The organism is Streptomyces sp. NBC_01716 (assembly GCF_036248275.1).
GTDB lineage: Bacteria > Actinomycetota > Actinomycetes > Streptomycetales > Streptomycetaceae > Streptomyces.
In genome coordinates this window covers 6,471,055-6,495,164 of sequence record NZ_CP109181.1, presented here as the reverse complement: position 1 = coordinate 6,495,164, position 24,110 = coordinate 6,471,055, and the positions used below count along the sequence as shown (strand labels likewise).

Here is a 24,110-nt window from a genome sequence, read left to right as displayed (position 1 = left end):
CCGGTGAGAGCCGTCGTGGTCACGGGAATCGGGCTGTCAGAGGACAGCGGTTCCCGTGGGCGGACCCCGTGAGGTGATGGCGTCGGCGAGCAGCAGTTGCCGCGATCCGCGGACGGTGTGCGGGGAATCGGCTCGTACACGCGGCAGGACGGAAGGTGCCGGCAGGGCGCCTGGCAGTCGCAGGGGGGCGACGACCCAGCCGGCACAGGCCCGTAGGCACTGGAAGGCGGCCCGCTCTCCGAACGCGAGCCAGAGGCCGCACAGCACGGCGGCGAGCAGATGGGCGGAGAGCATCGCCAACGATGTCGTGGCGCTCTGTCCGCTGCCCATGGCCATGGTGTCGGGCATGGCCGGCATCCCGGGCATCGCTTGGTGGGTGTGGTCGGCCATGGTCGCGGCGGGTGCCTGGCACAGCACGTGCCGGACCCACTGCTCCATGATCGAGCCACCGCCCGTCCCGGCGGGGCGCCGCGTCACTTGGGCCAGGGCGAACCAGGCGTGCAGAAGGGCCTGGACGGCGACCACCGAGGACAGGACCACGGGGAATCCGCGCTCCCTGCCGGTCACGACCCACCCCGTGAGACCGGTGATCGCGCATGCGACGAGCACCGCGGGCCATGGGACGGTCATTCCCGACATGAGGACGTGTCCCAGGGCAGCGAGAAGCACACCGACGGCCGCGAACAGCGCGGCCCTCACTCCGCGGAAGCATGGACCCAGGTGCATGGCGGAGTCATCGTTGCACCGCAATCACGCCGAGAACAGCCTGTTCCGCGATATCACTCACGGAGGACAGGAACGTCCTTCCCCATGCGGGAAATGCGTCGGACGACAGGCGCTCGGAGTTCCCGGGAATCGGCGGGAGAATCCTCACACGATGACGAGCCCGCACAACTGCGTCCCGTGAGTGCGCCTCATGTCAGCATGGTTTTCCGAGCGTGCGCGGGCCGACCGCCATGGCCCTGAATTCCCGCCGATTGTCCGGCGGTCGGCGGAGATCTCTTTTCTGGAGCGGTGATGGCAGACCGGCATGGGCCCTTCGTCCCGCGGGTGGTGGCATTGCTGAAGCGATGCGTGCCGCCCCCGGCACTGACCGGGTTCCTGGTCCTGCTGACGGTGGTCTTCGGCATGTCGTACTGGGTCGGCTCGGCGGTCGGCCCGGTCGCTCCCGGCATGCACTCCACGGACACCGGGCCCCAGGGCCCGCTCGACGGTCCACCGGGCGGCGGCACCGGCGACACCGGCGACACGGGTGATATGGGCGATATGGGCGACGACATGGGCGACATGGGCGGTACGCATTCGGGCGGCGGACAGTGAGCACAGAGACCAGGAGTTCCGCGACGATCACCACAGACATCGTCGTCGGCGGGATGACCTGTGCGGCGTGCGTTGGCCGGGTGGAGAAACGGCTGGCGAAGCTCGAAGGAGTCACCGCCACGGTCAATCTGGCCACGGGGAACGCCCGCGTCAGCCACCCGCCTGACATCACTCCAGAGGTCCTGGTGGCGACGGTCGAGCGGGCCGGCTACACGGCTCAACTCCCCTTGCCGCCCGAGCCCCAGAAGGGTGCGGAGCCGACCGAGGAGCCCGATTCGCACGAGGCGGCCGAGGCGCGCCGGCGGCTGGTGGTGACGGCACTGCTCTCCGTACCGGTCCTGGTGCTGTCCATGGTTCCGGACCTGCAGTTCCGTAACTGGCAGTGGCTCTGTTTCGCGCTCGCCGCTCCGGTCGCGACGTGGGGCTCCTGGCCCTTCCACCGCCGCGCGCTCTCGGGAGTACGGCACTCGGCGGCCACGATGGACACACTGGTGTCGCTCGGCGTGGTGGCCTCCTTCGCCTGGTCCGCCTACGCCCTCTTCTTCGGCGGCGCGGGCGATCCGGGCATGCGTATGCCGTTCACGTTCCTGCCGTCGGCGGGCGACGGGGTGCCCCACATCTATCTCGAAGCGGCGGTCGGAGTACCGCTGTTCGTCCTGACAGGACGCTTCCTTGAGGCGAGGGCACGGCGCGCCACCGGGCAGGCGATGCGCGCGCTCGCCGGGCTGGGCGTCAAAGACGTGACGGTGCGGGTCGACGGCGAAGAGCGCAGCGTCCCCATCGAACAACTCGGCGTGGGGCAGGAGTTCATCGTCCGGCCGGGCGAACGGGTCGCCACCGACGGCGTCGTGGTCTCCGGCAGCTCCGCGCTCGACCTGTCCCTGGTCACCGGTGAGAGCGAGCCTGTCGAAGTCGCCCCCGGCCAGGCGGTGGTGGGGTCGGCGGTCAATGCCGGAGGGCTGCTCACCGTCCGTGCCACGGCGGTCGGGACGGACACCCAGCTCGCCCGCATCACCCACCTGGTCACCGAGGCCCAGGCCGGAAAGGCCCGCGCCCAGCGGCTGGCCGACTCGGTGGCGGGCGGCTTCGTCCCGGTCGTACTGACCCTGGCGGTCACCGTGCTCGGATTCTGGCTCGGTGCCGGAGCCGATCCGCAGGCCGCGGTCACCGCGTGTGTGGCGATCCTGGTCGTCGCCTGCCCCTGCGCCCTGGGCCTGGCGACCCCCACCGCGCTGCTGGCGGCCACGGGCCGAGGCGCGCAACTCGGCGTACTGGTCAGCGGTCCGCAGGCGCTGGAGACACTGCGGCACGTCGACACGGTGATTCTCGACAAGACGGGAACCCTGACCACGGGCCATATGAGCGTCACCAAGGTCACGGTGGTCGCCGACGGCCTCGGCGAGCGGACCGTGGTCCGGCTGGCCGGAGCGGTGGAACGAGGTTCGGAGCACCCTCTCGGCCGGGCACTCACCGCGTACGCCCAACGCGCCTGGCCCGACGCGCCGTTGCCCGAGGTGACAGAGTTCGCGGCGACCGCCGGGAGCGGCGTCTCCGGTCTTGTCGACGGCCACCGGGTCGAGGTGTGCTCCCCCGGGGACGACCTGGCGAAGTCCCTGGCTGGAGCTTTGGCGGACGCGGAAGCCGCTGCGCGTACGGCGGTACGGGTCCGGGTCGACGGGGTGGACGAGGCGCTCATCGTCCTGGGCGATGTTCTGCGCCCCGGGAGTTACCGTGCCGTCGACCGTCTCAGGCGCCTTGGAGTGGAGCCCGTCCTGGCGACGGGCGACCGCGAGGCCACCGCCGAGGCGGTCGCCGCCGAACTCGGCATCACCGAGGTGCACGCCCGGTGCACCCCCGAGGGCAAGGCCGATCTCGTCCGCCGGCTGCGCGAGGAGGACCGCCGCGTCGCGGTGATCGGAGACGGCGTGAACGACGCCGCCGCCCTCGCGGGCGCGGACCTCGGCATCGCGATGGGAAGCGGCGCGGACGTCGCCATCGGAGCGGCCGACGTGACGCTGGTGCGCGGAGACATCGAGTCGGTCGCCGACGCGATCGGTCTCGCCAGACGGACCCTCGGCACCATCCGTACCAACCTGATCTGGGCCTTCGGCTACAACGTCGTCACCGTGCCGCTCGCGGCGGTGGGGTGGCTCAACCCGATGGTCGCCGCCGCGGCGATGTCCGTGAGCTCCCTGCTCGTGGTGGGCAACAGCCTCCGGCTGCGCGGCTGGCGGCCCTCGCGCGCCCCGGGAAGCGGAGCGCGTACGAAGCAAGGAGCACTGCGGCGATGACCGACAGCCCCTCCCAGGAGACCTCGACGGGATGGCACATCACGCGCGAGCGGCTGCGCGACGGTTTCTATGCCGGGCTCATCCCCTGGACCGCCTGCGTAGTGGCGCTGGCGGGTCTGACGCAGTGGGTCGGGGCGGGGCAGGCGGGCAGGCCGCCTGTCCTTGAGGTCACCGATCCGCATGTCTTTCTTCCGTACAGCGACAACACGGAGACGGCGGCGTTCTTCACCGTGACGAACAAGGGCGGCGCGGACGACGCGCTCGTGTCCGTGACGTCGCCCGCCATCTCGGAGGCCATGCTGAGCCGCCACCGGAGCAACGGAGGAGGCGGCGACTCCATGGGAATGGCGGACTCGGCGACGGTTCCCGCCGGGGCGGCGCTGGCCATGTCGCCGTACGGCCTGGACGTGATGGTCACGCTGAAGGAGGGGACCCGCTGGAACGAGGGTGACGCCGTCCCGTTCGTCCTTCACTTCCGTCACAGTGACAGCGTGAAAGCGGTCGCGACCGTGGTGCGCCCGGGCAGTTGACCGGGCGCACCCGCGTCCCGGGGCTCAGGCCCGCCGCCACACCGCCCCGCGCCGCTCGTACTCCAGTACTTCTCCAGCGCTGGATTCGTCTTCCGCATCAGAAGTCGGCGGGATTCCGTGTCCAGTTCCTGGGCCCGGCCAAGTTGTCGGCGTGACCGCCGAGTCCAGTCGTTCAACTCCCCCGAAAAGTTCCCGGAGATGGTGAAGTTTTTTGAATGCCCGTGAAATACGGAGACGCCGGATCGCCGTCTTCCGTGATGGGGAAAACGTCGTTACTCTCCACCGCGAAGAGCGTGGTACAGACCAGCATTGCCCCGGGTTGTTCACCATCGGTGTCCCGTGGCATGCCGTACGGAAAACCGGAGTTGAGCAATGGCGAAGTCCTCGGGACCGGTGACGCCTTCCTCGCGTCAGGGGAAGGAGCGTGCCCGTTTCGACTGGGCCGGTCTGCGCGCCGATCTGCGAGGCGCGGTGCCGGACGCCTCACTGGCCCTGGTGGTCACCCTGTTGATCTACTGGCTGCTCTACGTCCGCGTGGAGAACGGGACATCGGCGACCCTCAAGCTCATGCCGGACATGGCGAACGCGGGCGAGTTCTGGATGTACTGGATGTGCCAGGCGTTCGGCTGGTCGGCGATGCTGTGGGCCTACGGGACGCTGATATTCGGGCTGTTGCGTTCGGGGCCGAGACCCCGCTGGCGCCGGCTGCCCGCCGCGCGGCTGGAGAAGTGGCACCGCACCACGAGCCTGACCACCGTCGGTCTGATGTTCATGCACGCTCTCTTCTTCTTCACCGACCAGATCCGGACCAACCAGGACCAGTGGTCGCTCGGACGCAGCGTGTGGACCGCGTTCGTCGACGTGTTCGTCCCCGGCGGGTACGCCACCGGCACCGGCCGTGTCGCCATCCTGATCGGCCTGCTGGCGATGTACCTGGCCATCCCGCTCGGCCTCGCCTTCTACCTGCGGCACCGGACCGGCTCGCGCATGTGGCTGGCCCTGCACCGCTTCGTCATCGTGGTCTACATCCTCAGCGCCTGGCACACCCTGCTGTACAGCAGCCAGGCGTGGTTCGACGGCCCCTTCCGCACCATGGTGTGGGCCCTGCAGATCCCGATCGCCGTCCTGCTCCTGGCCCGTCTGATGGCACCGGCCCGCCCCGGCGAGCGCCTGCGCCTGCGCGGCCCCCGGCGTCGCGACGTCGCGCTGCCGCTGAGCGCGAGGCTGCTCGGGAGGATCGTGGTGGTGGCCACCATCCTGGGGCTGGTGGCGGTCGTCGTCACCGGCGTGGACGGCGGGCGCTCCCCCGAGGCCGGCGCTCTCGTGCCGTGGCCGCACAAGTGGGTGATCTGGGCGGGCCTGGCGCTGTTCACACTGGCCGTCGTCGCTGTTGTCCTCAGACTCCGTCCCCGAGCTGCCGGTACGGCGAAATCCGCGGCCCCCGCGGACGAGCGCGCGACGGACACGGCCGACCGGGTCTGACGCGAGGACGCCCGGCACTCGTCCGGAGGCCGGGCAGTCCCGCGACACGTCAGGCGTACGTGTGAAGTCGGTGCGTCACGCGTGGTCGGGTCGGGCGCGCCGTTGCGGGGTCACCCAACCACCTGAACATAAGGTGCGGTCGCAGGGAGGGGACCCAGCCGCGTTTCGGCGCACCGGACGAGATTCGAAGAGGACCCATGGCCGTAGAGATCCCGCCCCTGATCAAGCCGGCCCGATTCAGGCGGCGAGCGACTCTCGCCGGGGAATGCCTGGCGGAGTTTCTCGGGACGTTCGTCCTCATCTCCTTCGGCTGCGGTGTCGTCGCGATGACCGTCGCGGCCCTCCCCGGTTCAGGCCGCACAGAGGGGCCCACCACGTTCTTCCTGGGCTCCGGCGACTGGCTGCTGGTCACCTGGGGCTGGGCGATGGCCGTGGTCTTCGGTGTGTATGTGGCCGGCGGGGTCAGCGGCGCGCACATCAACCCGGCGGTGACCCTGGCATTCGCCGTGCGGCGCAAGTTCGCCTGGGCCAAGGTCCTCCCGTACTGGGCGTCCCAGCTCACCGGGGCGTTCGCCGGCGCCGCTCTCGTCTTCTGGGTCTACCACGACGCGATCCACGCCTTCGACCTCGTGTCGAAGGACCCGAAGACCAACGGGCACACGAACGCGACGTTCTCCATCTTCGGCACCTTCCCCGCGCCGTACTTCAACGGCGGCATCTGGGGACCGCTGATCGACCAGATCGTCGGCACCATGTTCCTGGTGATGCTGATCGTCGCCGTCGTCGACCTGCGCAACACCGCCGTGAAAGCCAATCTCGGTCCGTTGATCATCGGGTTCGCCGTCGCGGCGATCGGCATGTCGTACGGAGCGAACGCCGGCTACGCCATCAACCCCGCCCGCGACTTCGGCCCCCGGCTGCTCGCCTATGCCGCCGGCTGGGAGGACCTGGCGATGCCCGGCACCCTGTCCGGGTCCTTCAGCGATTACTTCTGGATCCCCATCGTCGGGCCGCTGATCGGCGGAGTGATCGGAGTACTGCTGTACGACCTGTTCATCGGCGATGTCCTCCACATCCGTGCGCAGCAGGCCATCCCGCAGGAAGTGGGCGAGACACGGCCCGAGAAGGGGACGGACGAGGAGTAGCACCATCAGGGCGGGCACGGGGAACCGTACGTCGCTGCCGCGGCTCTGAGCACGGAGCACGCTGACGCACTGCGATCCGCGATCTGCGAGACATGGGGTTCGTACCGTGATGCCGCTCTTGTTCGTTCTTGGCGGAACCGGGGGTGTCGCACTTCGGCTCGTCATCGAGAAGTTCTTCTTCCGCGTATGGCACGGTAACCTCCCCACGTGGGTGCCGTTCGCGGTCAACTTCACAGGATGCTTCGTGCTGGGTGTCATCCAAGGACAACGTCTTTCAGAACACATGAGTCACCGTCGGGGATGTTCATCAGGTCTCAGCCGAGGGCAGCGACGGCCCGGACCGCGCTGAGGGCGAGCGAGCCGATGAACCAGAACGGCATCACGGCGCCGAGCAGCCGGGCTGGGACGCGGTCACCACCCGCCTGCTCGCCGAGCGCATCGAGTACAGCCGGCCCGTCCTCTACAGCCACTTCCGCGGGAAGCGCGAGATCATCGGCGCCGTCGCCCTGGAGGGCGCCGCCGAGATGGCCGCGGCGCCGCGGGCCGCGACCTCCGCCGTGGAGGGCCCGCGCGCCCGGGTCACCACCCTCGCCCGCGCCTACCTCGACTTCGCCGAACACAACCCGGCGGTCTACGACGCGATGTTCCGGCTCGACGGTGGCCTGGCGTTCGCGAGGGAGTACACCCCGGAGCCTCTGCGGGACGCCTTCGCCGCCCTGCTGGAGACCCTGGGCGAGGTCGCCGGTGACGGCGTCCACCCGGCGCTGTTCACCGAGTTGTTCTGGGCGGCCCTGCACGGGCCGGCGACCCTGACCCGGGCGGGACGGCCGCCGCCGGGGGACGCCGAGCGGAGGGTGGAGCTGCTGGTGGACCGGCCGGCCATGGTCTGACGCACCGTCCGGCCCGACTGCCGGCCTACGGCATGGCTTCTGCTCACCCGCTGCCCATCCTCACGAGCAAATTCCGGAGCCTGGCATCTGCTATGTCGGGAGTACGCGTCAACGTTGCGCTTCCTCAGTCAACCCGCGAAGAATTCCGGAATTGCCCACTCAGTGGCCGAGGTTGACCTGCGCCCTGTGGTGGTCGCCTTTCTCGATCAGGTCGACGAACCCGAGGGCGTAATCCGCGGCGGAGATCGCGCCACCGTCCTCGGGCTGAACCGCGACGTCGTCGCCGAGCCGATATCGGCCGAGTCGTTCTCCGGGCATTCGTGCGCCAAACCTGAGCGCCGGGCTCACAAAGACCCAGTCGAGTGTCGCGGGCGTGGCCGGAAGGTCCTCGATGATGAGCGCTGCCCCGGCGCGGATCTCGTCGTGGAGTTCCGCGGGGATGTGGCTGAGGTCGGTGACGAAGCGATCCGCCCCGGGAGCTGGGCGCAGTGACGAGTAGCCGCCAACGACGAACAGGGGTACGCCTGCGGCATCGGCCAGGCGCGCGATGGTGCTGCAGACGTCGCGGAAGGTGCTGACCAGCGGGCCGCGTGGGGCGAGTGCGCCCACTACGACATCCGCGCCCCCAATGGGTGCCGAGAGTGTCGCTTCGTCGGCGGCGTCGCCTTGGACATAGGTCACGTTCGGGATTGGCGCGTCGGGAAGCGAGCGGCTCAGTGCGGTGACCTGGTGACCACGAGCGGCGGCCTCCGCGACGATGGCCGAACCGGCATAGCCGGTACCGCCGATGACGGTTATGCGAGACACAAGGTGCCTTTCCACGGGACGGGTGGCGTCGAACGACGCACTCCGATTACCGTATGAGCGCAGCTCTCCCATGGAAAGAAGGCACTTTGTGGTAACCACTCAGGCCGAGTCGGTGCTCCACGGCAGCCCCTACCGCGCCGACTGCCCGACTCGCCATATCCTGGATCGAATTGGCGACCGGTGGACGGTGCTCATAGTGGGCGCCCTCTGGGACGGCGACGCCCGCTTTTCAGAGTTGCGCCGACGCATTGAGGGCGTCTCGCAGAAAATGCTCACCCAGACTCTCCGCGGGCTCGAACGGGACGGGCTCGTGCGCCGCACCGTCCACCCCGAAGTTCCGGTCCGTGTCGAGTACGCGCTCACCGAGGCGGGCCGCACCCTGTGCGAGCCGCTGCGCGCACTGGAGGAATGGTCGATCGCGCACCTCGGCGACGTGTCGGCGTCGCAGGAAGCCTACGACCGCGCGAATCGAGCTCCTGCCGACTCCACGAATCGCGAGAGGTAACGCCGCGATATCGGCGCTGCCGCCAATGAGAGCTACGCGTTCCCGATGGGAGCCGTCCTGCGAAAGCCGCTCCCCCGTTGTCGGGGAAGCGGCCTTCGGACGGGTCAGGTCAGCCGGTGACGGAGGCCTTGATTGTCTTCACGGTTCCGGAGGGGAGTGCGACCCGGGCGGACGCGTAGAGCTCAAGGGGGCTGGCGAGACCGGGCATGGTCCGGGTCACCGTGGCGGACCAACTGCCGGTGCGACGCGTGCAGGACGGGTCGCAGAGGTCGCTGGTCTTGAAGGTGTTGGTCCCGTTCATGACGGTACCGACCCGGACCCAGCGCGGCTCGATCCACTTGCCGGCGGCCGGGGTCACCGTCAGCTTGCCGCGCTCCTGCATGGTGTCGCGGTAGCCGCGTTCATGCCGGTAGACACAGAACTTGCCGGCGACGTCCGTGGCGCATTTCTCGGCGACCCGTGCCCAGCCGCTCCAGGAGGCGGCGGCGTCGAAGAGATAGCCGCCGGTGGTCTCGCCCCGTGCGACGTACGTCCCTGCGGTGGTCTTGACCGGCGACCACGCGGAGGTCCACGCGGAAGTCTGCTGGGAGCAGCCGCCCGCGCAGACCTGGCTCAGCGCGCCGTCCGAACTCCACGAGTAGGTGGTCGGCTTCATCCAGTTGCCCGCGGTGGGGGTGACCGTCATCCTCGCGCGGTAACCGTTGACCGCGCCCGCGTCGGTGACGCGCTTCTGCACCTCCGCGCAGACCGAGCCTCCCGTGACGGTCTTGCAGTTCTTGTCGTGGGCTTGCCAGGTGGGCGCGGCCTGGGCGGCGGGTGCGCCGGCAAGGGCGCCGCCGACCACCGCGGCCGTGGCGCCAACGGCGACCAGCGCTCTTCTGAGTTTCCTCAAAGATTTGTTCCTTCTGTGTGGACCGCCGGTGCGCGGCGGCTGTTGCGTCGGACCGCGGCGGGCCGGGGGGGCGCCGACTACGGTCGCGTTTCGCCGGACTCGGGGACCTGGACATTCATCGTCCACCGCACCGTGTCCGGCGCCTTGATCGAGACCTGCGCCTTGCGTGGCTTGGAGAGGTTGAGTTCATGTGCGTAGTAGCTGACTTCCCCGCTCTTGCAGTCAGTTGAGAAAGTCGCCACGGTATCGACGACGACGTCCACCATCGGCGATCCCGAATCGGCCACGCAGTTGAGCGAAACCCAGGTGACGCCCTTCTGCAGCCGCACCGGGCTGAACTCGTCACTGCCACGCGTAGGTCCTTCGGAAAGGATCTCCGTGAACCCCATCTCCAAGTCGGGCGCGGACAGCGCCGGTGGCGCCTTGGGCACCGCGGGCGATGGGGTGTCCGTGGGGGCACCCCGCGTTTCCTCGCCGTTGGCGCAGGCCGCGACCGTGGAAAAGAAGGCCGCGGCTGCCAAGAACGCCACCGTCCGCCGCATCAGGAACTGGTCTCCCAGTACCGGAATCCCTGCTTGGAGTTCGATATCTTCGCGGTCCCGGTCTTGCGCTGCGACTTCTTGCAGTTGGGGAGCGTGAGGTACTTCTCCACGCGGGCGGTGTGCCCCCACGATCCGTACTGCACGTTGCCGTACTTGTTACGCGAGATCTTGTGCGAGTAGCTGTGCTTGGTGTTCCACGAGGTCTTGACGGCGGCGCCCGCGCTGACCTCCGCCTTAGCCTCGGCGACAGCGGCCTTCGCGGTGACCCCGACCGTGCCGCTGACCGAGGTTTCGAATTCACCTGCCCTGATCTTCTCGACGGTTATCGTCCCGCCGCGCCCGTCCTTGTAGATAGGACCCTTGCCGTGGTGCTTGGACTTGTAGCCGTAGACGTTCTTCACCCAGACCCGGTCGCACCTGCCAAGAGGGCCCGCGTCGTCCCCCGATTCGGCGACCGCGGACGGCGCGCCGACGAGAACGCCGCCGAGCAGGCCGGCCAGAATAACTCCGGCCGCAGCGGTCGACTTCGCGCGCCCTTTTCGGATTCTGATCAATTCTGTTCCACCTTCTGATTTCCGGGCCATCGCCTGTACGGGCGGGCCCCGCGTCTGAGAGATGGGCAGACTGCCCCCGTTGACTCTCAGCGCTTGTCTCGGACCTCGAATTGCTCCCGAAATTCCCCCGGGGCGGTCCGGTACCGAAGATTACGTGACGGCCCGGAGAAAGGCATGTCACGCGAACAGGTGACAAGGGCCGCCGCCCGACGTCCCGCCCGGCGGCCGGCCCGACGTCCCGGTGCGCTACTCGCGGTTGGCGAGCGCGTCGGCCGGTGAGGTGCGGAGCGCCTGGCGGGTGGGGAGTTCGATCGTGAGGAAGGCGATGGTCACGATCGTGAGCGCGATCGCCGGAAGCAGCCAGACCGGACCCGCCGGCCAGGGCCGGCCGAGGAAGCCGCTGCCCAGGAGGGCGAGCGGGATCGCGGAGACGGCCAGGCCGGCGACGAGCGCGGCGGTGGCGATCAGCGCGGCTTCGCGCCGCATCATGGCGCGGATCTGGCGCGGGGTGGTCCCGTTGAGCCGCAACGTGGCGATCTCGGTGCGGCGTTGGGCCGTGGTGGCGGTGAGCTTGTTGGCGATGGAGAGGAGGAGGTAGCCGAGGAGTACGGCGATGGTGGCGAGGTTCACCCAGACCTCGGGCGGCGCGTCGCTCAGCCCGGCGCCGGTGGTGTCGGCGGGTTCGAGCGAGAGGCCGGGACGGGCGGCGGCCAGGGCGGCGAGGTTGTCATGGGCCGTCGCGGAGTCGTCGGTGCGGATGAGGATGCTCTGGTCGAGGCGGGTGGTGGTGTGGTCGATCGCGAGATCGCGGGAGACGACGACGGGGCCGAAACCGAGGCCGCGTTCGTAGACGGCGACCACTCGCGGGGTGACGCGCGTGCCGTCGCCGAGGATCAGACTGATCCGCTGCCCGACGTTCGCGTCGCGCGAGGTGGCGACGTCGCTGCCGACCGCGACCGTGTCACCGGTGAGCCGGGCCAGGCTGCCGGAGCGTACGTCGAGGTCGAGCACGCCCGGCGCGGCGGGGTCGAGGATCATCGCGGACGCGGACTCGACGACGGGGTCGCCCAGTTGCTCGTACGGCCAGAGGACGGTGGTGGTGGTGACGGGAGCCGCCTCCCGTACGCCCGATGTGTCCCGTACGGCGGCGAGCGTGCCCTCGGGCATTCCGCCGAGGCCCGGCGCGGTCAGGCGTTCCTGGGCGAGGGTGCCGGCGCGGACGTCGTTCGTGGTGGCGGTCAGCACCGTGGTCTGGGCGAGGGTGTAGGTCAGGGTGAAGACGACCGCCATGGCGAGGGTGCTGACGACGCCGGCGATACGGTTGGCATAGCCCCGGACGTTGGACATCGCCAGCCAGGTGGCGGGCGAGGCACCGGCCGGCAGACGCCAGGCCAGCGTGTCGCTGACGCTCCGGACCAGAGCGGGGCCGGCCATGGCAAGGCCGATCGCCGCGATGATGCCGGCGATGGAGGTCGCGGTCGCGCCGAGCGCGGTGCGTGACAGCAGCGGCACCACCGAGAGGGTGGTCGCGGCGACGACGAGCAGCAGGCCGGCGCGGGTCCGCAGGCGTGAGGGGTTACGCGGTTCGCTGCGCGACTCGGCGACGGCTTCGGTGGCGGGCATACGGGACGTGCGCCGGGCGGCACCCCGGGCGGACACCTGAACTGCCAGGGCCAGCAGGAGAATGGTGGCCAGGGCGGGAAGCGGGCTGTACGTCAGCGGGAGCGCTTCCGGGAGTACGCCGCGCTCGACGAGCATGCTCCGGAACTGGCCGGCCAGCACGTAGCCGAGGGGTATGCCGGGTACGAGCGCCAGGGCAGCGATGACGGTGGCCTGGTCTGCGGCGAGCCGGCGGATCTGCTTCGGGGTCGCGCCGACGGCGCGCATCAGGGCCAGTTCGCGGCGCTGCCCGGCGATGGCCACGCCCAGCGCGCCGGCCATGACGAATCCGGTGATCAGCAGGATGATGCCCGCGAGCGACGAGGAGAGCAGGATCAGCAGGGACCGTGCGGCCACCGTGTCGGGGGCCGCGAGGTCACCGCGGTCGGAGCCGGTGGCCACCACCAGTTCGGGGGAGGGCAGTTGGGACTTCTCGTCGCGCTTCTCAGCGCTCTCCTCGTCGCGCGGCTCGGCGTCGCGGAGTTCGGCGCGTACGGCCGCCGCGACCGTGTCGGTGACGCCCGGCTCCGTACGGAGGCCGATCAGGTCCACCGTCCCGGACCGGAATCCGCCCTCGTCGCCCGCCGGTTGGGCGGCGGTCCGGTCGGCGAAGAGGACACCCGCGCCCGGCGCGTCGATCACCGCCGAGACGCGGTAGTCGGCGGCGGCGCGGCCGGCCGCGACCACGCGGACCTCGCCGCCGGGCTTCACACCCGCGGCGGCAGCGATGTCCCTGTCCACGGCGATCTCGCCGGAACCGGCCGGCTTCCCGCCCTCCACGTCCGGGCCACCGGCCAACAGTCCGAGGGAGGACCAGTTGTGTCCGGCCGTCCTGGGGTCATCGACGGGCACCGCCCGCCCATGGGCGTCGAGCAGCCCGACGGGGAAGCTGATGTCCCCCACCGCAGCGGTCACACCCGGCAGTTGGGCCAGCCGCTCGACCAGCGTCGCGGGTACGGTGCCGCGTTCCGGCAGCGCCAGCGGCAGGTCCGGGCCGCTCCGGAAGGTCTGGTCGGCCGACACCACGATGTCGGCGCCGCCGAGCCGGCCGGGCGGCAGGTGGGAACGGAGTCCCGACTCCGTCAGGACGCCGGTGCCGGTGATCAGCGCCGCGCCGCCGAGCACCGCGCACACCACGGCCAGCAGAGCGCTGATCCGGTGCCCGGCCATCTGTACCGCGAGACGGAGCATGATCAGTTCTCTCCCAACGCGACGAGCCGGGCGGCCAGTTGGGGGGCGGTCGGCGCGAGCAGGGTGTCCACGACACGGCCGTCCGCCATCACCAGCGCCTCGTGCGCCTGCGCGGCGGCGGCCGGGTCGTGCGTGACCATCACCACCGTCTGGCCGAGCTCGTCGACGAGCTCACGCAGCAGGTTCAGCACCCCGTGGGCGCTGCGCAGATCCAGCGCACCGGTCGGCTCGTCGGCGAACACGACGGCCGGTTTGGCGACCAACGCCCGTACGATCGCCGCGCGTTGCTGCTGCCCGCCGGAGAGTTCGGCGGGCCGGTGGCTCAGTCGGTCGGACAGCCCCACCCGCTCCGTCAGGGTGTGCAGCCACTCCCGGTCCGGGGCCCGCCCCGCCAGGCGCAGAGGCAGCGTGATGTTGTCCGCGACGCTGAGGGACGGGACGAGGTTGTAGGACTGGAAGACGAACCCGATGCGTTCGCGGCGCAGTTCGGTGCGGCGGTTCTCGTCGAGCCCGCCGATCTCCTGGCCGTCGATCCGCACGCTTCCGCCGGTCGGCGCGTCGAGCCCGGCGGCGCAGTGCATCAGGGTGCTCTTGCCGGACCCGGACGGCCCCATCACGGCGAGGAACGTGCCGCGCTCCACGGTCAGTGACACGTCGTGCAGGGCGGTCACCCCGCCCGGGTACGTCTTGCCGAGGTTCACCAGCGCGATGGCGGGTGCGTGGCCCTGGCCGTAACCCTGGCCCCGTCCATACGCCTGCCCCTGCACCTGGCCCGGTGCCTGGCCGAAGCCGGTGCTCGCCGCGCGCTTCTCGGCCCTCCCGACGGGCGCCCTCATCGCCCTCATCGCCGGCCCCGCAGGCGCTGGGCGACGAGCGCCGTCACACAGAGCGCGGTGACCGCACCGCACACGAGGTGGACCGGCGTACCGGAGCCGCTGTACGAGGCGACCATGTTGCCGACCGCGCTGATGACCAGCACCAGCCAGAGCAGGGTGCGTACCACTCCGGCCCCGGTGACCTCGGTACTCGGCTCGTCGTGGCTCCCGGCTGAGCCGCTGGGACGGTAGGGGTCGGTGTAGGCCATGAGGTGCTTCCTCTTCCCGCTCGGTGGTGTCTCGCTGTCGTCACCGACGCTATGAATCGGCACCCCGTGCGGCCGAGCCCGCCTGCTCCCCAGTCGTTGGTACAGCCTGCTGTACTCATCGGCCGTCCGGCTGGCGACCGGCTCGGCGGGCCGCATATGGTCGCTGCCGAAGGAGGGGTGCATGTCGACCCAACGCAGCACACTCGACGGGGCCGCCGACCCCGAGGCCGCCGGCGCCGGGACCGGCGTCCGGGACATCGTCGTCCGGGCCGGCGCGGCCGCCCTCGTCGCGCTCGAAAGGCTCGCGGGCGGGTTCGGTACGGCCCTGCTCGCGTTCTTCACCCTCGTCTGGCTGGCCGTCTCCGCCGTGACCGCGCTGGTCGGCGTCGGACTGCTCATGGCACCCGTCGGGCTGCGCCTCCTGCACTCCGTCGCCAACCGCGAACGCGGCAGGCTGAACCGCTGGGGCCCCGAACTGGTCGGCCCCGGCCCGGCCCCCACCAAGCTCCGTCCCGCCCTCACGGACCCCACCACCCGCCGCGAGCTGAGCTGGCTCGTCCGCCACGCCACGGCGGGACTGTTCCTGGGGCTGATCGGCGTACTGCTGCCGCTCTGCGCGATCCGCGACAGCACCTTCCCCCTCTACTGGCAGCTGCTGCCGGACGGCGCCACCAGCGCCTCCATCGGGCTGGGCGTCGCGCGCGGCTGGTCCGACGTTCTCGCCGTCGCCCTGCTGGGTCTGGGGTGGATCGCCATCATCATGGGGCTCACACCGGGGATGGCCAGGCTCCAGGCGAAGCCTGGCCGGCGGCTGCTGTCCGCCGGACCCGACGCGGACCTGTCCCTGCGGATCGCGGAGCTCACCGCCACCCGGGCCGCCGCCCTGGACGCCCACGCCACCGAACTGCGGCGCATCGAACGCTCGTTGCACGACGGCACCCAGAACCGGCTCGTCACCGTCACCGTCCTGCTCGGAGCCGCGCGGCGCATGGTCGCCCGCGATCCGGCCGGCGCCGATGAGCTCCTCGAACGCGCCCAGAGTTCGGCCGAGCAGGCCCTGGCCGAGCTGCGCTCGGTCGCCCGCGGCATCCTGCCGCCCGTACTGACCGACCGCGGGCTCGAAGGCGCGCTCGCCGGGCTCGCCGCGTCCTGTCCGGTCCCCTGCCGGATCGATGTCGAGGCACCCGAGCGGCGCGCGGCGTCCGTCGAGGCGACCGCCTACTTCGTGGTGGCGGAGGCGCTGACCAACATCGCCAAACACAGCGGTGCCGAGCAGGCCGGCGTCACCGTGCGCGGCGGTGGCGGCAAGCTGCGCCTGAGCGTCAGCGACAACGGCCGGGGCGGCGCGGACGAGAACGGCGGATCCGGGCTCATCGGCATCCGCCGCCGTATCGCCGCGCACGACGGCACTCTCACCGTGGCCAGCCCTCCCGGCGGCCCCACGACCATCGAGGTGGAACTCCCATGCGGATCGTGATAGCCGAGGACGACCCGCTGCTGCGTGAGGGGCTCGCCCTGCTGCTGCGCGCGGAAGGTCTGGACGTGGTGGCCACGGCCGGGACCGCCGAGGGGATCCTCGACGCCATCGACGAGCACAAGCCGGATGTCGCGATCCTCGACGTACGGATGCCGCCGACGCACACCGACGAGGGGATCGTCGCGGCGGTCGAGGCCCGGCGCCGCCGTCCCGAGCTGGCCGTGCTCGTCCTGTCCGCGTACGTCGAGCAGAGCTTCGCCACGGACCTGCTCAGCGGTGGCGTCACCGGCCTCGGGTATCTCCTGAAGGAGCGGGTCGGCCGTGTCGAGGAGTTCCTGGACGCGCTGCGGCGCGTGGCGGACGGCGGGACCGCGATCGACCCCGACGTGGTCGCGCAGCTCTTCACGCGCAGCCGCGACGACACCCGTCTGGAAAGGCTCAGTCCCCGGGAACGCGACGTTCTCGCCCTGATGGCCGAGGGGCTGGGCAACTCGGCCATCGCCGAGAAGCTCTTCGTCACGGACGGCGCCGTCCACAAACACATCCGCAGCATCTTCGCCAAGCTCGACCTGTCGCCCACCGACCAGATGGACCGGCGGGTGGCCGCGGTGCTGCGCTATCTCGACGACGTCCGCCGCCGCGGCTGACGCCCGCCCGCCCTCGTCAATTCAGTGACGTGAGCGGGAGCGGCGTGAAGCGGATGGCCTCGTACGCGGTGGCCGTCCCCGTCTCGTACAGGATCCCGACGTGTTCGCCGTCCAGCTGTACGAGGTCGGAGTAGGCGGCCTTGGCGTCGGAGAGCCGGTATCCGGTGGACCAGGTCGCGCCGCCGTCGTGGCTCGCGCGCACCGTCATCCACGCCCGGTCGCGGGGGTCGGCGGGTGAGGCCATCAGCAGCGGGGCCCCGGCCCGGCCGGTGACCTGGAGGAGGCTGCCCTGCACGGGCGGCGCGGTGATGCCTTCGGCCGCCTCGAAGGGGCCGTCCAGCGTGGCGCCGCCGTCGCGGCTCCAGGCGTGGACCCGGTTGCCGGGGGCGCTGCCCTTCTGGTCCCGGGCGTTGAAGTAGACGGTCCCGTCGGGGAGTTGGGCGACAGCGGTCTCGTTCACATGGAGGGTGCCCTCGTCCGCCGGGTCGACGTAACCGATCCGCCAGGTCTCCCCGCCGTCGTCGCTGAGCAGGGAGTGCCCGGCGTAGTGGCTGGGCTCGGCTCCCGTGTCCGTACTGCCGTCCGCCGGGGCCACGGAGTGGTTGGCGCCGACGACGAGACGGCCCGCGTCGGGGCCGGCGGTCAGCTCGACGCCGTGGCCGGGGCCGGTGGCGTACCAGCGCCAGTCGTCCCGCTTGACCTGCCCGGTGATCTCACGCGGCGCGGACCAGCCGGCGCCCGCGTCCGTGCTCGCCTGGACGTACACCCGGCGGCCGTCCTCGGGGGCGGCCTGCCCCGTCATGATGGCGGACTCCGTGGCGTCGCCGCCGTTGCGCGTGGTCAGCAGCACCAGGCGCCCGCTGTCCCCGACAGAAACGGGCACGGGGTTGCCCAGCGTGTCCTGCCCGGAGTCCGCGACGGGCCGCACCTCGGACCAGGTGCATCCGCCGTCGTACGAACGCCGCCGCACCACGTCCACATCGCCGTGGTCGGCCTTCCCCAGCCGCCGCCCCTCGGCGAACGCGACCAGCACGTCCCGTCCGGAACCAGGCTCCTTGACCGCCACCACGGCCGGGATCCGGAACGTGTCGTAGCCGCCCTCCCCGGACACGAACACATCAACGGCACCACACTCCCCCGCCGCCCGCGCTCCGCCCGCCCCGTTCGTCCCGGAGTCTGTTCCCGATCCCATCTGATACCCCACGATCACCATTCCGAGCCCCACAACGACCAGACGCCCCGCCCACCCCACCACACGACTTCTCATCTCTCCCAGCCCAGCCCGCCGAACCTTCACCACCGGGAACAGCACACATCGGCGAGGTGAACAGGAAAGGGCGCGCATATGCGGCCCTTACGATCGTCGGATGTCAGGCCAGAGATCGGTCGCCACGGGACAGGTGCTCCGTTGGATACGCGTCGTCGCCGCCGTGCTCGTCAGTGGGTGCGCGCTGATCGGGGCCGTGCGGCTGGTGGTGCCCGCCACCGCTGGGGTGGACGGCGAGCCCGCCGGCGTACGCGGTCAACTGGCCTTCATGCGCGGGGCCCTGAACGAGGGCGCCGGGGACGAGGCCCAACAGCAGTTCCCGGAGGGGTACTTCTTCCTGCACGCGCTGTACGGCCTGAGCTGGGTCGAGTTGGGGATGCGGGAGCCCGCCGGTGAGCCGCGCGACGAGGCGCTGCGGGAGGCGGAGTGGGCCCTGGGGCGGCTGGACTCGGTCGCCGGGCGTGCCGCGTTCAGTGCCGAACTGACCCCGTCGTACGGGGTGTTCTACCGGGGCTGGACCAACTGGCTGCGCGGCGGCACGCTCATGCTGCGGCCGGACGGCGAGCGCGACGCCGCGCAGGTGCGGCGGTTCGCGGCGGATTCGGCCGCTCTCGGGGCGGCGTTCGACGGCGCCGAGTCGCCGTACCTGACGGCGTATCCGGGGCAGGCGTGGCCGGTCGACTCGACCGTCGCCGTGGCCTCGCTGCGGCTGCACGACACACTGCTGCCCGCCCGGTTCACCGGCACCGTCGAGCGGTGGCTCGACGGAGTGCGGCAGCGTCTCGACCCCCGTACGGGACTGCTGCCGCACCGTGTCTCCCCCGGCACCGGAGCTCCCGTCGAGGTGGCCAGAGGCACCTCGCAGAGCATCATCCAGCGGTTCCTGGCCGAGATAGACCCGGCCTTCGCCCATGAGCAGTACACGCTCTTCCGGGACCGTTACGTCGTCACCCCGCTCGGTCTCGGACCCACGACGCGCGAGTATCCCGAGGGCATGGACGGCCCCGCGGACGTCGACTCCGGGCCGCTCCCCCTCGGTGTGAGTCTGTCGGCGACGGTCGTCACGCTCGGCGCGGCGCAGGTGGCGGGCGACGCGTCGCTGGCCGAAGGGATCGCGAACTACGGGGAGTTGCTGGGTGTGCCGGTCAGCACTCCGTGGACCAAGCGGTACGCCTTCGGGCTGATCCCGATCGGCGACGCGTTCGTGGCGTGGTCGAAGACAGCGCGGCCGTGGGTCGCCGAGCCGGGGGAACCGCCGCCCGCGCACCTCTCGTCCTGGTGGCGTCTCCCGCTTCTGGCGGTCCTGCTGCTCCTCGGCGCCGCGCCGTGGCTGCCCGCCCTGCTGCGCCGGTACCGGAGGAGGGCGGCGGGCCGCGAGTAGATCATGGTGTGGCCCCGCACGGCGTCCTCCGCGCGGGGCCACGGTCATGGCCGGCCACAGGGGCCGGGGCCGGTCAGGCGGTGATGCGGAGCGCGTCCACCATCCCCACCGATGTGCTGCGGTTCACGATCCTGATCGTGTGCGAGCCACGGGCGAGCCCCTGTTTCTGCCACACGACCTGCTGGACCTGTCTCGCACCGTCGGCTCTCAGGTTCACCGTCGCCTGGAAGACGTTGTCGAGATAGACGTCGGCCGTCCCCATGTCGCCGTTGCGTTCGGAGAGGTACTGGATCCCGGTGCCGGTGAACGTGTAGGACGCGACGGCGTCCACCGTGGTGCTGTGGTGGGTGTCGTCGTTGAAGTCGCCGTAGCCGCGGCTGTTGGTGAGATGCCAGTTGTTGTCGTACGTCAGCGCGGTGTTGTTGACCATCGGGTCGGACGTGGCGTTCGACCCCAGCGTGGAGCTGGTGCCCGCCAGGGACTTCATGCCCTGGTTCGCGGTGCCGGTGAGCTGCGTCTGGCTGTACGAGCTGAGCGGCTTGGCGGTCCGCTCGACGACGTACACCTCGTTCGCCCCGGTGTTGAAGGTGATCTCGGCGCTGCTGGATGTCGTCACGACGGCGTTGTCGGAGGTCCGGCGGACCCTGACCTCCTGGGTGCCCCACGGATTGACGACGCGGGCGGCATTGCCGAACTGGCTCTTCAGCCCTATGTACTTGACCTCGCCGGCCTCCCTCTCCGAACTCACCATGAATCCGCCCTTGGCCAGCAGACTGAATTTGCCGACGAAGGTGGAATCGGTGGGGACGGCGGGAAAGACCCGGAGCTTGTCGTTGTACGACTGGAGCAGCGACTCGTTCGTCGCGGCCAGATGTACGCCGAGATACTCGAAGACGCCGTTGGTGTTGCTGGTCATGCCGTTCGGATAGTTCTGGTACTTCTGCAGCATGGTCTTCAGACCCTGGAGTGTCTGATTTCCCAGCCCGAGCCGGGCGGCCTGGATCGCGTCGTTGGCCCATACGTTTCCGTACGGGAACGGCCTGACGTTCCAGGTGTTGATCGCCTTCTGCTGGTCGGGATAGCCGATCCCCGTGAGGTCGTAGGGCCAGATCAGTTCGGCCGCGACGTTCTCGTTGTTACGCGTCTGCGCGATCGGGGGCGTGTGCGGCAGATAGGTGTTCGCGTTCGTGTCGGAGGGGTACGCGATCAGGTTGTCCAGGATGTTCTGCCACTGCGGACGCAAGCCGGCGTCCAGGCCCAGCTGGTTGCTCGCCTTGATGGCCAGCGGGAACAGGGTACGCACGGCGGCCAGGTCGGTGATCGCGTTCGGCACGTTCCAGTACGTCTCGTGGGCGTGGGACGTGGCCACGTAGTACTTGCCGGTCGAGCTGTTGAACGACAGCTTCGCCTGGTAGAACTTGGCGACCTCGCGCATGAACGGATAGGCCGTGTTCCGCAGGTAGTTGGTGTCGTTCGTGTACGTGTACTGGAGGTACATGTTGTACGCGGCCTCGGTGCCGGTCGACCATATCTGGTTGGTGTAGTCGCTGTTGACCGTACCGCGCGCGTTGCCGTCCCAGCCCATCGTCTCCGGCACCCAGATGCCGTCCACGTTGTACCGGGTTCTGGTGTATGCCTTCAGCGCGTCGAAATTGCGGCTGTAGAGCTTGTTGAACCCGGCCATGAGATCGGTGTGGTTGGAAGCCAGGAACGAGTTGTAGATGTCCCGTTGATTCCAGTACCAGTACGAGTTGCTCCATTTCGTGGCGTCACCGGTGGCCCGGAAGACGCCGTTGATGAAGTGGGCGGGATAGTTTCCGTATCCGGCCGCCGCGATCATGTAGGTGGAGAGGTAGTAGACGTTCTCCATGTAGTCCGCTTCGCGGGACCCGTTGGAGTACTGGACGAACGACTTCTGCCAGAACGCGTGCCACCAGTTGAGGTAGCTGTTGTTGGTGGCGGTGTATCCGGCGGCCTTGACCTCGGCGAGCGCGCGCTTGGCCTCGGCGACCGAGTTGTGGCTCGGCGCGTTGAGACGGGTGCTCGCGGTGAACCAGATGGTGTAGCTGGAGTCCGGTGTGATCGAGAGCCGTACCTTGCGGCCGTCGACGACGCGCGCGGTGTACGCGGCGCCCTCCACGGTCGCGCCGAGGGTGTAGCCGAAGTTCTGCGGGTCCGCCTGGCCCCGGCTGAGTCCGGCGCCGGTGGAGTCCGCGTACGTGGACACCGTGCGCCAGGTCTCGATGTTCGGCACGTCGCCGCTGTTGCCGAGCCCGGCGACGTCCCAGAGGCTCAGATCGAGGTTGACCGCGGAGACCCCGGAGCGGGTGTCCTCCACATGGATGCCCATGACCTCGGAGTTGGGCCTGCCCATCACCGTGACGGTGCGGTTGTTGTCGTACGTGGTGGTGAGGGTGCCGTCGTAGAGGGACAGGCGCTGCTGGAAGGTGGAGTAACCGCTGTCCATGGCAGGGGTGGTGGACAGGTTGATCAGCCCGGCGCCGAAGGCGGTCTGCTGCGAGGTGTCCACGCCGGACACCTGCATGTTGAAGCCGTTGTTCTGCCAGGCCATCGCGCCGGTACGGCCGTTGCCGACCGTCAGGCCGTGCTTGGGCTCGGTGGTCGGCCTGTTGTAGACGATGTCGTGCTTGGACATGTACTTCGCGTAGTCCACGTTCAGTGCGCCGGTCGAGGAGTTGAAGGCGGCGTCGGTGGGTGCGGCGACGGCCGGTGAGACGCCCGAGAGACCGCTCACCATGGAGACGAGGACGAGGAGCGCGCCCAGCAGACGCGCGGCGCGTGTTCTCCCGGGTGTTGTGCCGGGTGTTCTGCCGCGTCCGTGCGTCGCGGCCGGTCTCACCGGTCGGTCGGATCTCGCGGTGGTCACTGTGCATCACTCCCACGGGCGGTCATGGAGCCGGGACGGCTGATGCCGGGCCCGGTGAAGGTGTAGCTGTCGAGGTCGAGAATGGCGCCGGAGCCGCCGGTGAAGGCCACGAAGAGATCACGCGGCTGCTCCACGGCGTTCGTGACAGGCACGTTGACCTCGGTGTACGTCTCCCAGCCGCCGGTGTTGGGCACGGTCACCCGCCCGACCACCGGTCCGGTGACGGAGTCGTACCGGAAGGTCGCCACGTTCCCCGCCTTGTCGGAGGAGACCCGGGCCCTGATGCCGGTGACGCCCTTGAGGCTCACCGGGTGGTACTTGACCCACTCGTTGTTCTGCACATCACCCAGGCGTTTGCCGCCCTCGGCCCCTGCGGCCGTGATGACCTGGGGGCCGGACAACTGCGCGAAGTGCTCCGCCTGCCACTTCTTGGGCCAGAGGCTGAGCTCCTTCTCCCCGGTCAGCGCCACGGTGCCGGCCGCGCCCTTGTCCGTGTAGCTCGCCCGCACCACGTAGAACTGCGTGGCGTCGAGGCCGGAGTGGATCGGCCCGGTGTTGAAGGTCGTGGAGCATCCAGTGCCTTCGGCGACCTCGTGCGCGTGCTCCTGGTGGCCCAGGGCGATCCGTACGATCACCTTCGAGCAGTCGATCGGGCCGTCCTGGGGATCGGTCGCCGACGCGGTGACGGTGACGTTCTCGTTCCACTCGAAGGCGCCGCCCGCCGGTGGCTGCGAAATCGTCAGCGTGGGGCGGTCGTTGCCGACAACGACCGGGATCGTCGCGGTGCCGGTACGGCCGGTGCCGTCGCTGACGGTGAGTCTCGCCTGGAAGCTGCCGTTCGAGGGATACGTGAAGGACGGGTTGGCGGCGGTGGAGTCGGTGCTGCCGTTGTCGGTGAAGTCCCACGCGTAGGTGAGCGGGTTGTTGTCGGGGTCGCTGCTGCCGGCGCTGGAGAAGGTCACGGCCAGCGGCGCGAGACCGTTGTCCTTGTTCACGGAGGCCTTGGCGAGGGGTGACCGGCCGCCCTGCACGTAGTTGATCTTGTAGAGTCCGGCGTCCTCGGCGCCCGAGAAGTAGCCGCTGCCGTATTCGAGGAGATACAGCGAGCCGTCCGGGCCGAACTCCATGTCGATCGGGTGGACCAGCTTCATACCGTCCAGGACCGGTTCGATCGCCGTCGGCGTACCGGTCGACGCGTTGCCGTTGCTGAACTGCACTTCCTTGATCCAGTTGCGGCAGTACTCGGAGATCAGCAGCTTGTTGTCGTAGTACTGCGGCCACTTGACGTCGGAGTTGAGATTCGCGTCGTAGTGGTAGACCTCGGTGTGGTTGGGCGAACCGCAGCCGCCGGGGTTGTCGAGCTGCGGCCACTCCTTGCTGCCGCCGTGCTGCTCCCACACCAATGACGGCTTGGTGGGCGGCAGTTGCTGGATGCCGGTGTTGCGCGGGGAGTTGTTGACGGGGCCGGTGCCGCCGCCGCAGGGGAACCAGCCGCGCGGCTGGTTGGCCGCGAAGTCCCAGTCGTTGTAAGCCGTGTTGGGACCGCCGCAGTAGGGCCA

At 69.9% G+C, this 24,110-nt stretch carries 20 protein-coding genes and 1 pseudogene; 10 read left to right on the top strand and 11 right to left on the bottom strand.

The annotated features are described in order from the left end of the window. Positions 1–36: 36 nt before the first annotated feature. Positions 37–699, bottom strand: a complete 663-nt coding sequence (locus OIE74_RS28610) for a hypothetical protein (protein ID WP_329388628.1) — start codon at positions 697–699, stop codon at positions 37–39. Positions 700–1,017: 318 nt separating this feature from the next. Here OIE74_RS28610 and OIE74_RS28605 point away from each other — a divergent pair, with 318 nt between their 5' ends. From OIE74_RS28605 to OIE74_RS28580, 6 genes and pseudogenes are all read left to right on the top strand, one after another. Further along, positions 1,018–1,320 (top strand): hypothetical protein, encoded by a 303-nt coding sequence (locus tag OIE74_RS28605; protein WP_329388625.1) that lies wholly within the window; start codon positions 1,018–1,020, stop codon positions 1,318–1,320. Between the two features lie 53 nt (positions 1,321–1,373). Beyond that, complete coding sequence (locus OIE74_RS28600) at positions 1,374–3,611, top strand: heavy metal translocating P-type ATPase (protein ID WP_329392474.1); 2,238 nt, start codon at positions 1,374–1,376, stop codon at positions 3,609–3,611. Beyond that, positions 3,608–4,141 (top strand): copper chaperone PCu(A)C, encoded by a 534-nt coding sequence (locus tag OIE74_RS28595; protein WP_329388623.1) that lies wholly within the window; start codon positions 3,608–3,610, stop codon positions 4,139–4,141. The genes OIE74_RS28600 and OIE74_RS28595 overlap by 4 nt, the downstream gene beginning before the upstream one ends. 372 nt (positions 4,142–4,513) lie before the next feature. Further along, positions 4,514–5,623, top strand: coding sequence for a ferric reductase-like transmembrane domain-containing protein (locus OIE74_RS28590; protein WP_329388621.1), 1,110 nt, complete (start codon positions 4,514–4,516; stop codon positions 5,621–5,623). A 197-nt stretch (positions 5,624–5,820) separates the two neighbouring features. Continuing rightward, positions 5,821–6,768, top strand: a complete 948-nt coding sequence (locus OIE74_RS28585; protein WP_329388619.1) for an MIP/aquaporin family protein — start codon at positions 5,821–5,823, stop codon at positions 6,766–6,768. 338 nt (positions 6,769–7,106) lie between these two features. After that, a pseudogene (locus tag OIE74_RS28580) lies at positions 7,107–7,658 on the top strand (TetR/AcrR family transcriptional regulator); the annotation flags it as partial. 159 nt (positions 7,659–7,817) lie between these two features. On the opposite strand, the gene OIE74_RS28575 reads toward OIE74_RS28580, so the two are convergent. Next, positions 7,818–8,537 carry an NAD(P)-dependent oxidoreductase gene (locus OIE74_RS28575; protein WP_329388617.1) on the bottom strand — a complete coding sequence of 240 codons (720 nt, stop codon included), beginning with the start codon at positions 8,535–8,537 and terminating at the stop codon, positions 7,818–7,820. Positions 8,538–8,553: 16 nt separating this feature from the next. Between OIE74_RS28575 and OIE74_RS28570 the strand changes: the two genes are divergently transcribed. Next, positions 8,554–8,970, top strand: a complete 417-nt coding sequence (locus OIE74_RS28570; RefSeq protein ID WP_329388615.1) for a winged helix-turn-helix transcriptional regulator — start codon at positions 8,554–8,556, stop codon at positions 8,968–8,970. Between the two features lie 109 nt (positions 8,971–9,079). Here the strand turns inward: OIE74_RS28570 and OIE74_RS28565 are convergent, their stop codons facing one another. The 6 genes from OIE74_RS28565 to OIE74_RS28540 form a co-directional block, all read right to left on the bottom strand. Next, on the bottom strand, positions 9,080–9,862 hold the full coding sequence (locus OIE74_RS28565) for a hypothetical protein (RefSeq protein WP_329388613.1): 783 nt from the start codon (positions 9,860–9,862) through the stop codon (positions 9,080–9,082). A gap of 77 nt (positions 9,863–9,939) precedes the next feature. Continuing rightward, on the bottom strand, positions 9,940–10,383 hold the full coding sequence (locus tag OIE74_RS28560) for a hypothetical protein (protein WP_329388611.1): 444 nt from the start codon (positions 10,381–10,383) through the stop codon (positions 9,940–9,942). Between the two features lie 20 nt (positions 10,384–10,403). Then, the gene (locus tag OIE74_RS28555) at positions 10,404–10,958 is read right to left on the bottom strand and encodes a hypothetical protein (protein WP_329388609.1); all 555 of its coding nucleotides are present in this window, start codon (positions 10,956–10,958) and stop codon (positions 10,404–10,406) included. Positions 10,959–11,204: 246 nt separating this feature from the next. Continuing rightward, the gene (locus tag OIE74_RS28550; RefSeq protein ID WP_329388607.1) at positions 11,205–13,808 is read right to left on the bottom strand and encodes an FtsX-like permease family protein; all 2,604 of its coding nucleotides are present in this window, start codon (positions 13,806–13,808) and stop codon (positions 11,205–11,207) included. Between the two features lie 2 nt (positions 13,809–13,810). Beyond that, positions 13,811–14,644 (bottom strand): ABC transporter ATP-binding protein, encoded by an 834-nt coding sequence (locus OIE74_RS28545; protein WP_329388606.1) that lies wholly within the window; start codon positions 14,642–14,644, stop codon positions 13,811–13,813. A 5-nt stretch (positions 14,645–14,649) separates the two neighbouring features. Then, entirely contained in the window at positions 14,650–14,892 is a 243-nt protein-coding gene (locus OIE74_RS28540; RefSeq protein ID WP_329388604.1) for a hypothetical protein, read from the bottom strand. A gap of 181 nt (positions 14,893–15,073) precedes the next feature. On the opposite strand from OIE74_RS28540, the gene OIE74_RS28535 reads away from it, so the two are divergent. Together OIE74_RS28535 and OIE74_RS28530 are read left to right on the top strand one after the other, a co-directional pair. Further along, positions 15,074–16,369 carry a sensor histidine kinase gene (locus OIE74_RS28535; protein WP_329388602.1) on the top strand — a complete coding sequence of 432 codons (1,296 nt, stop codon included), beginning with the start codon at positions 15,074–15,076 and terminating at the stop codon, positions 16,367–16,369. Further along, on the top strand, positions 16,357–17,016 hold the full coding sequence (locus OIE74_RS28530) for a response regulator transcription factor (protein WP_329388600.1): 660 nt from the start codon (positions 16,357–16,359) through the stop codon (positions 17,014–17,016). The genes OIE74_RS28535 and OIE74_RS28530 overlap by 13 nt, the downstream gene beginning before the upstream one ends. 16 nt (positions 17,017–17,032) lie before the next feature. On the opposite strand, the gene OIE74_RS28525 is transcribed toward OIE74_RS28530, so the two are convergent. Next, positions 17,033–18,208: a sialidase family protein gene (locus OIE74_RS28525; protein ID WP_329388598.1), complete on the bottom strand. Its 1,176-nt coding sequence runs from the start codon at positions 18,206–18,208 to the stop codon at positions 17,033–17,035. A 175-nt stretch (positions 18,209–18,383) separates the two neighbouring features. On the opposite strand from OIE74_RS28525, the gene OIE74_RS28520 reads away from it, so the two are divergent. Further along, the gene (locus tag OIE74_RS28520; RefSeq protein ID WP_329388596.1) at positions 18,384–19,664 is read left to right on the top strand and encodes a hypothetical protein; all 1,281 of its coding nucleotides are present in this window, start codon (positions 18,384–18,386) and stop codon (positions 19,662–19,664) included. Between the two features lie 73 nt (positions 19,665–19,737). Here the strand turns inward: OIE74_RS28520 and OIE74_RS28515 are convergent, their stop codons facing one another. Together OIE74_RS28515 and OIE74_RS28510 are read right to left on the bottom strand one after the other, a co-directional pair. After that, complete coding sequence (locus OIE74_RS28515) at positions 19,738–22,551, bottom strand: glycosyl hydrolase family 95 catalytic domain-containing protein (RefSeq protein ID WP_329388594.1); 2,814 nt, start codon at positions 22,549–22,551, stop codon at positions 19,738–19,740. After that, on the bottom strand, positions 22,548–23,951 hold the full coding sequence (locus OIE74_RS28510) for a carbohydrate-binding protein (protein ID WP_443076383.1): 1,404 nt from the start codon (positions 23,949–23,951) through the stop codon (positions 22,548–22,550). Before OIE74_RS28510 ends, OIE74_RS28515 begins: the two co-directional genes overlap by 4 nt. Positions 23,952–24,110 lie beyond the last annotated feature (159 nt).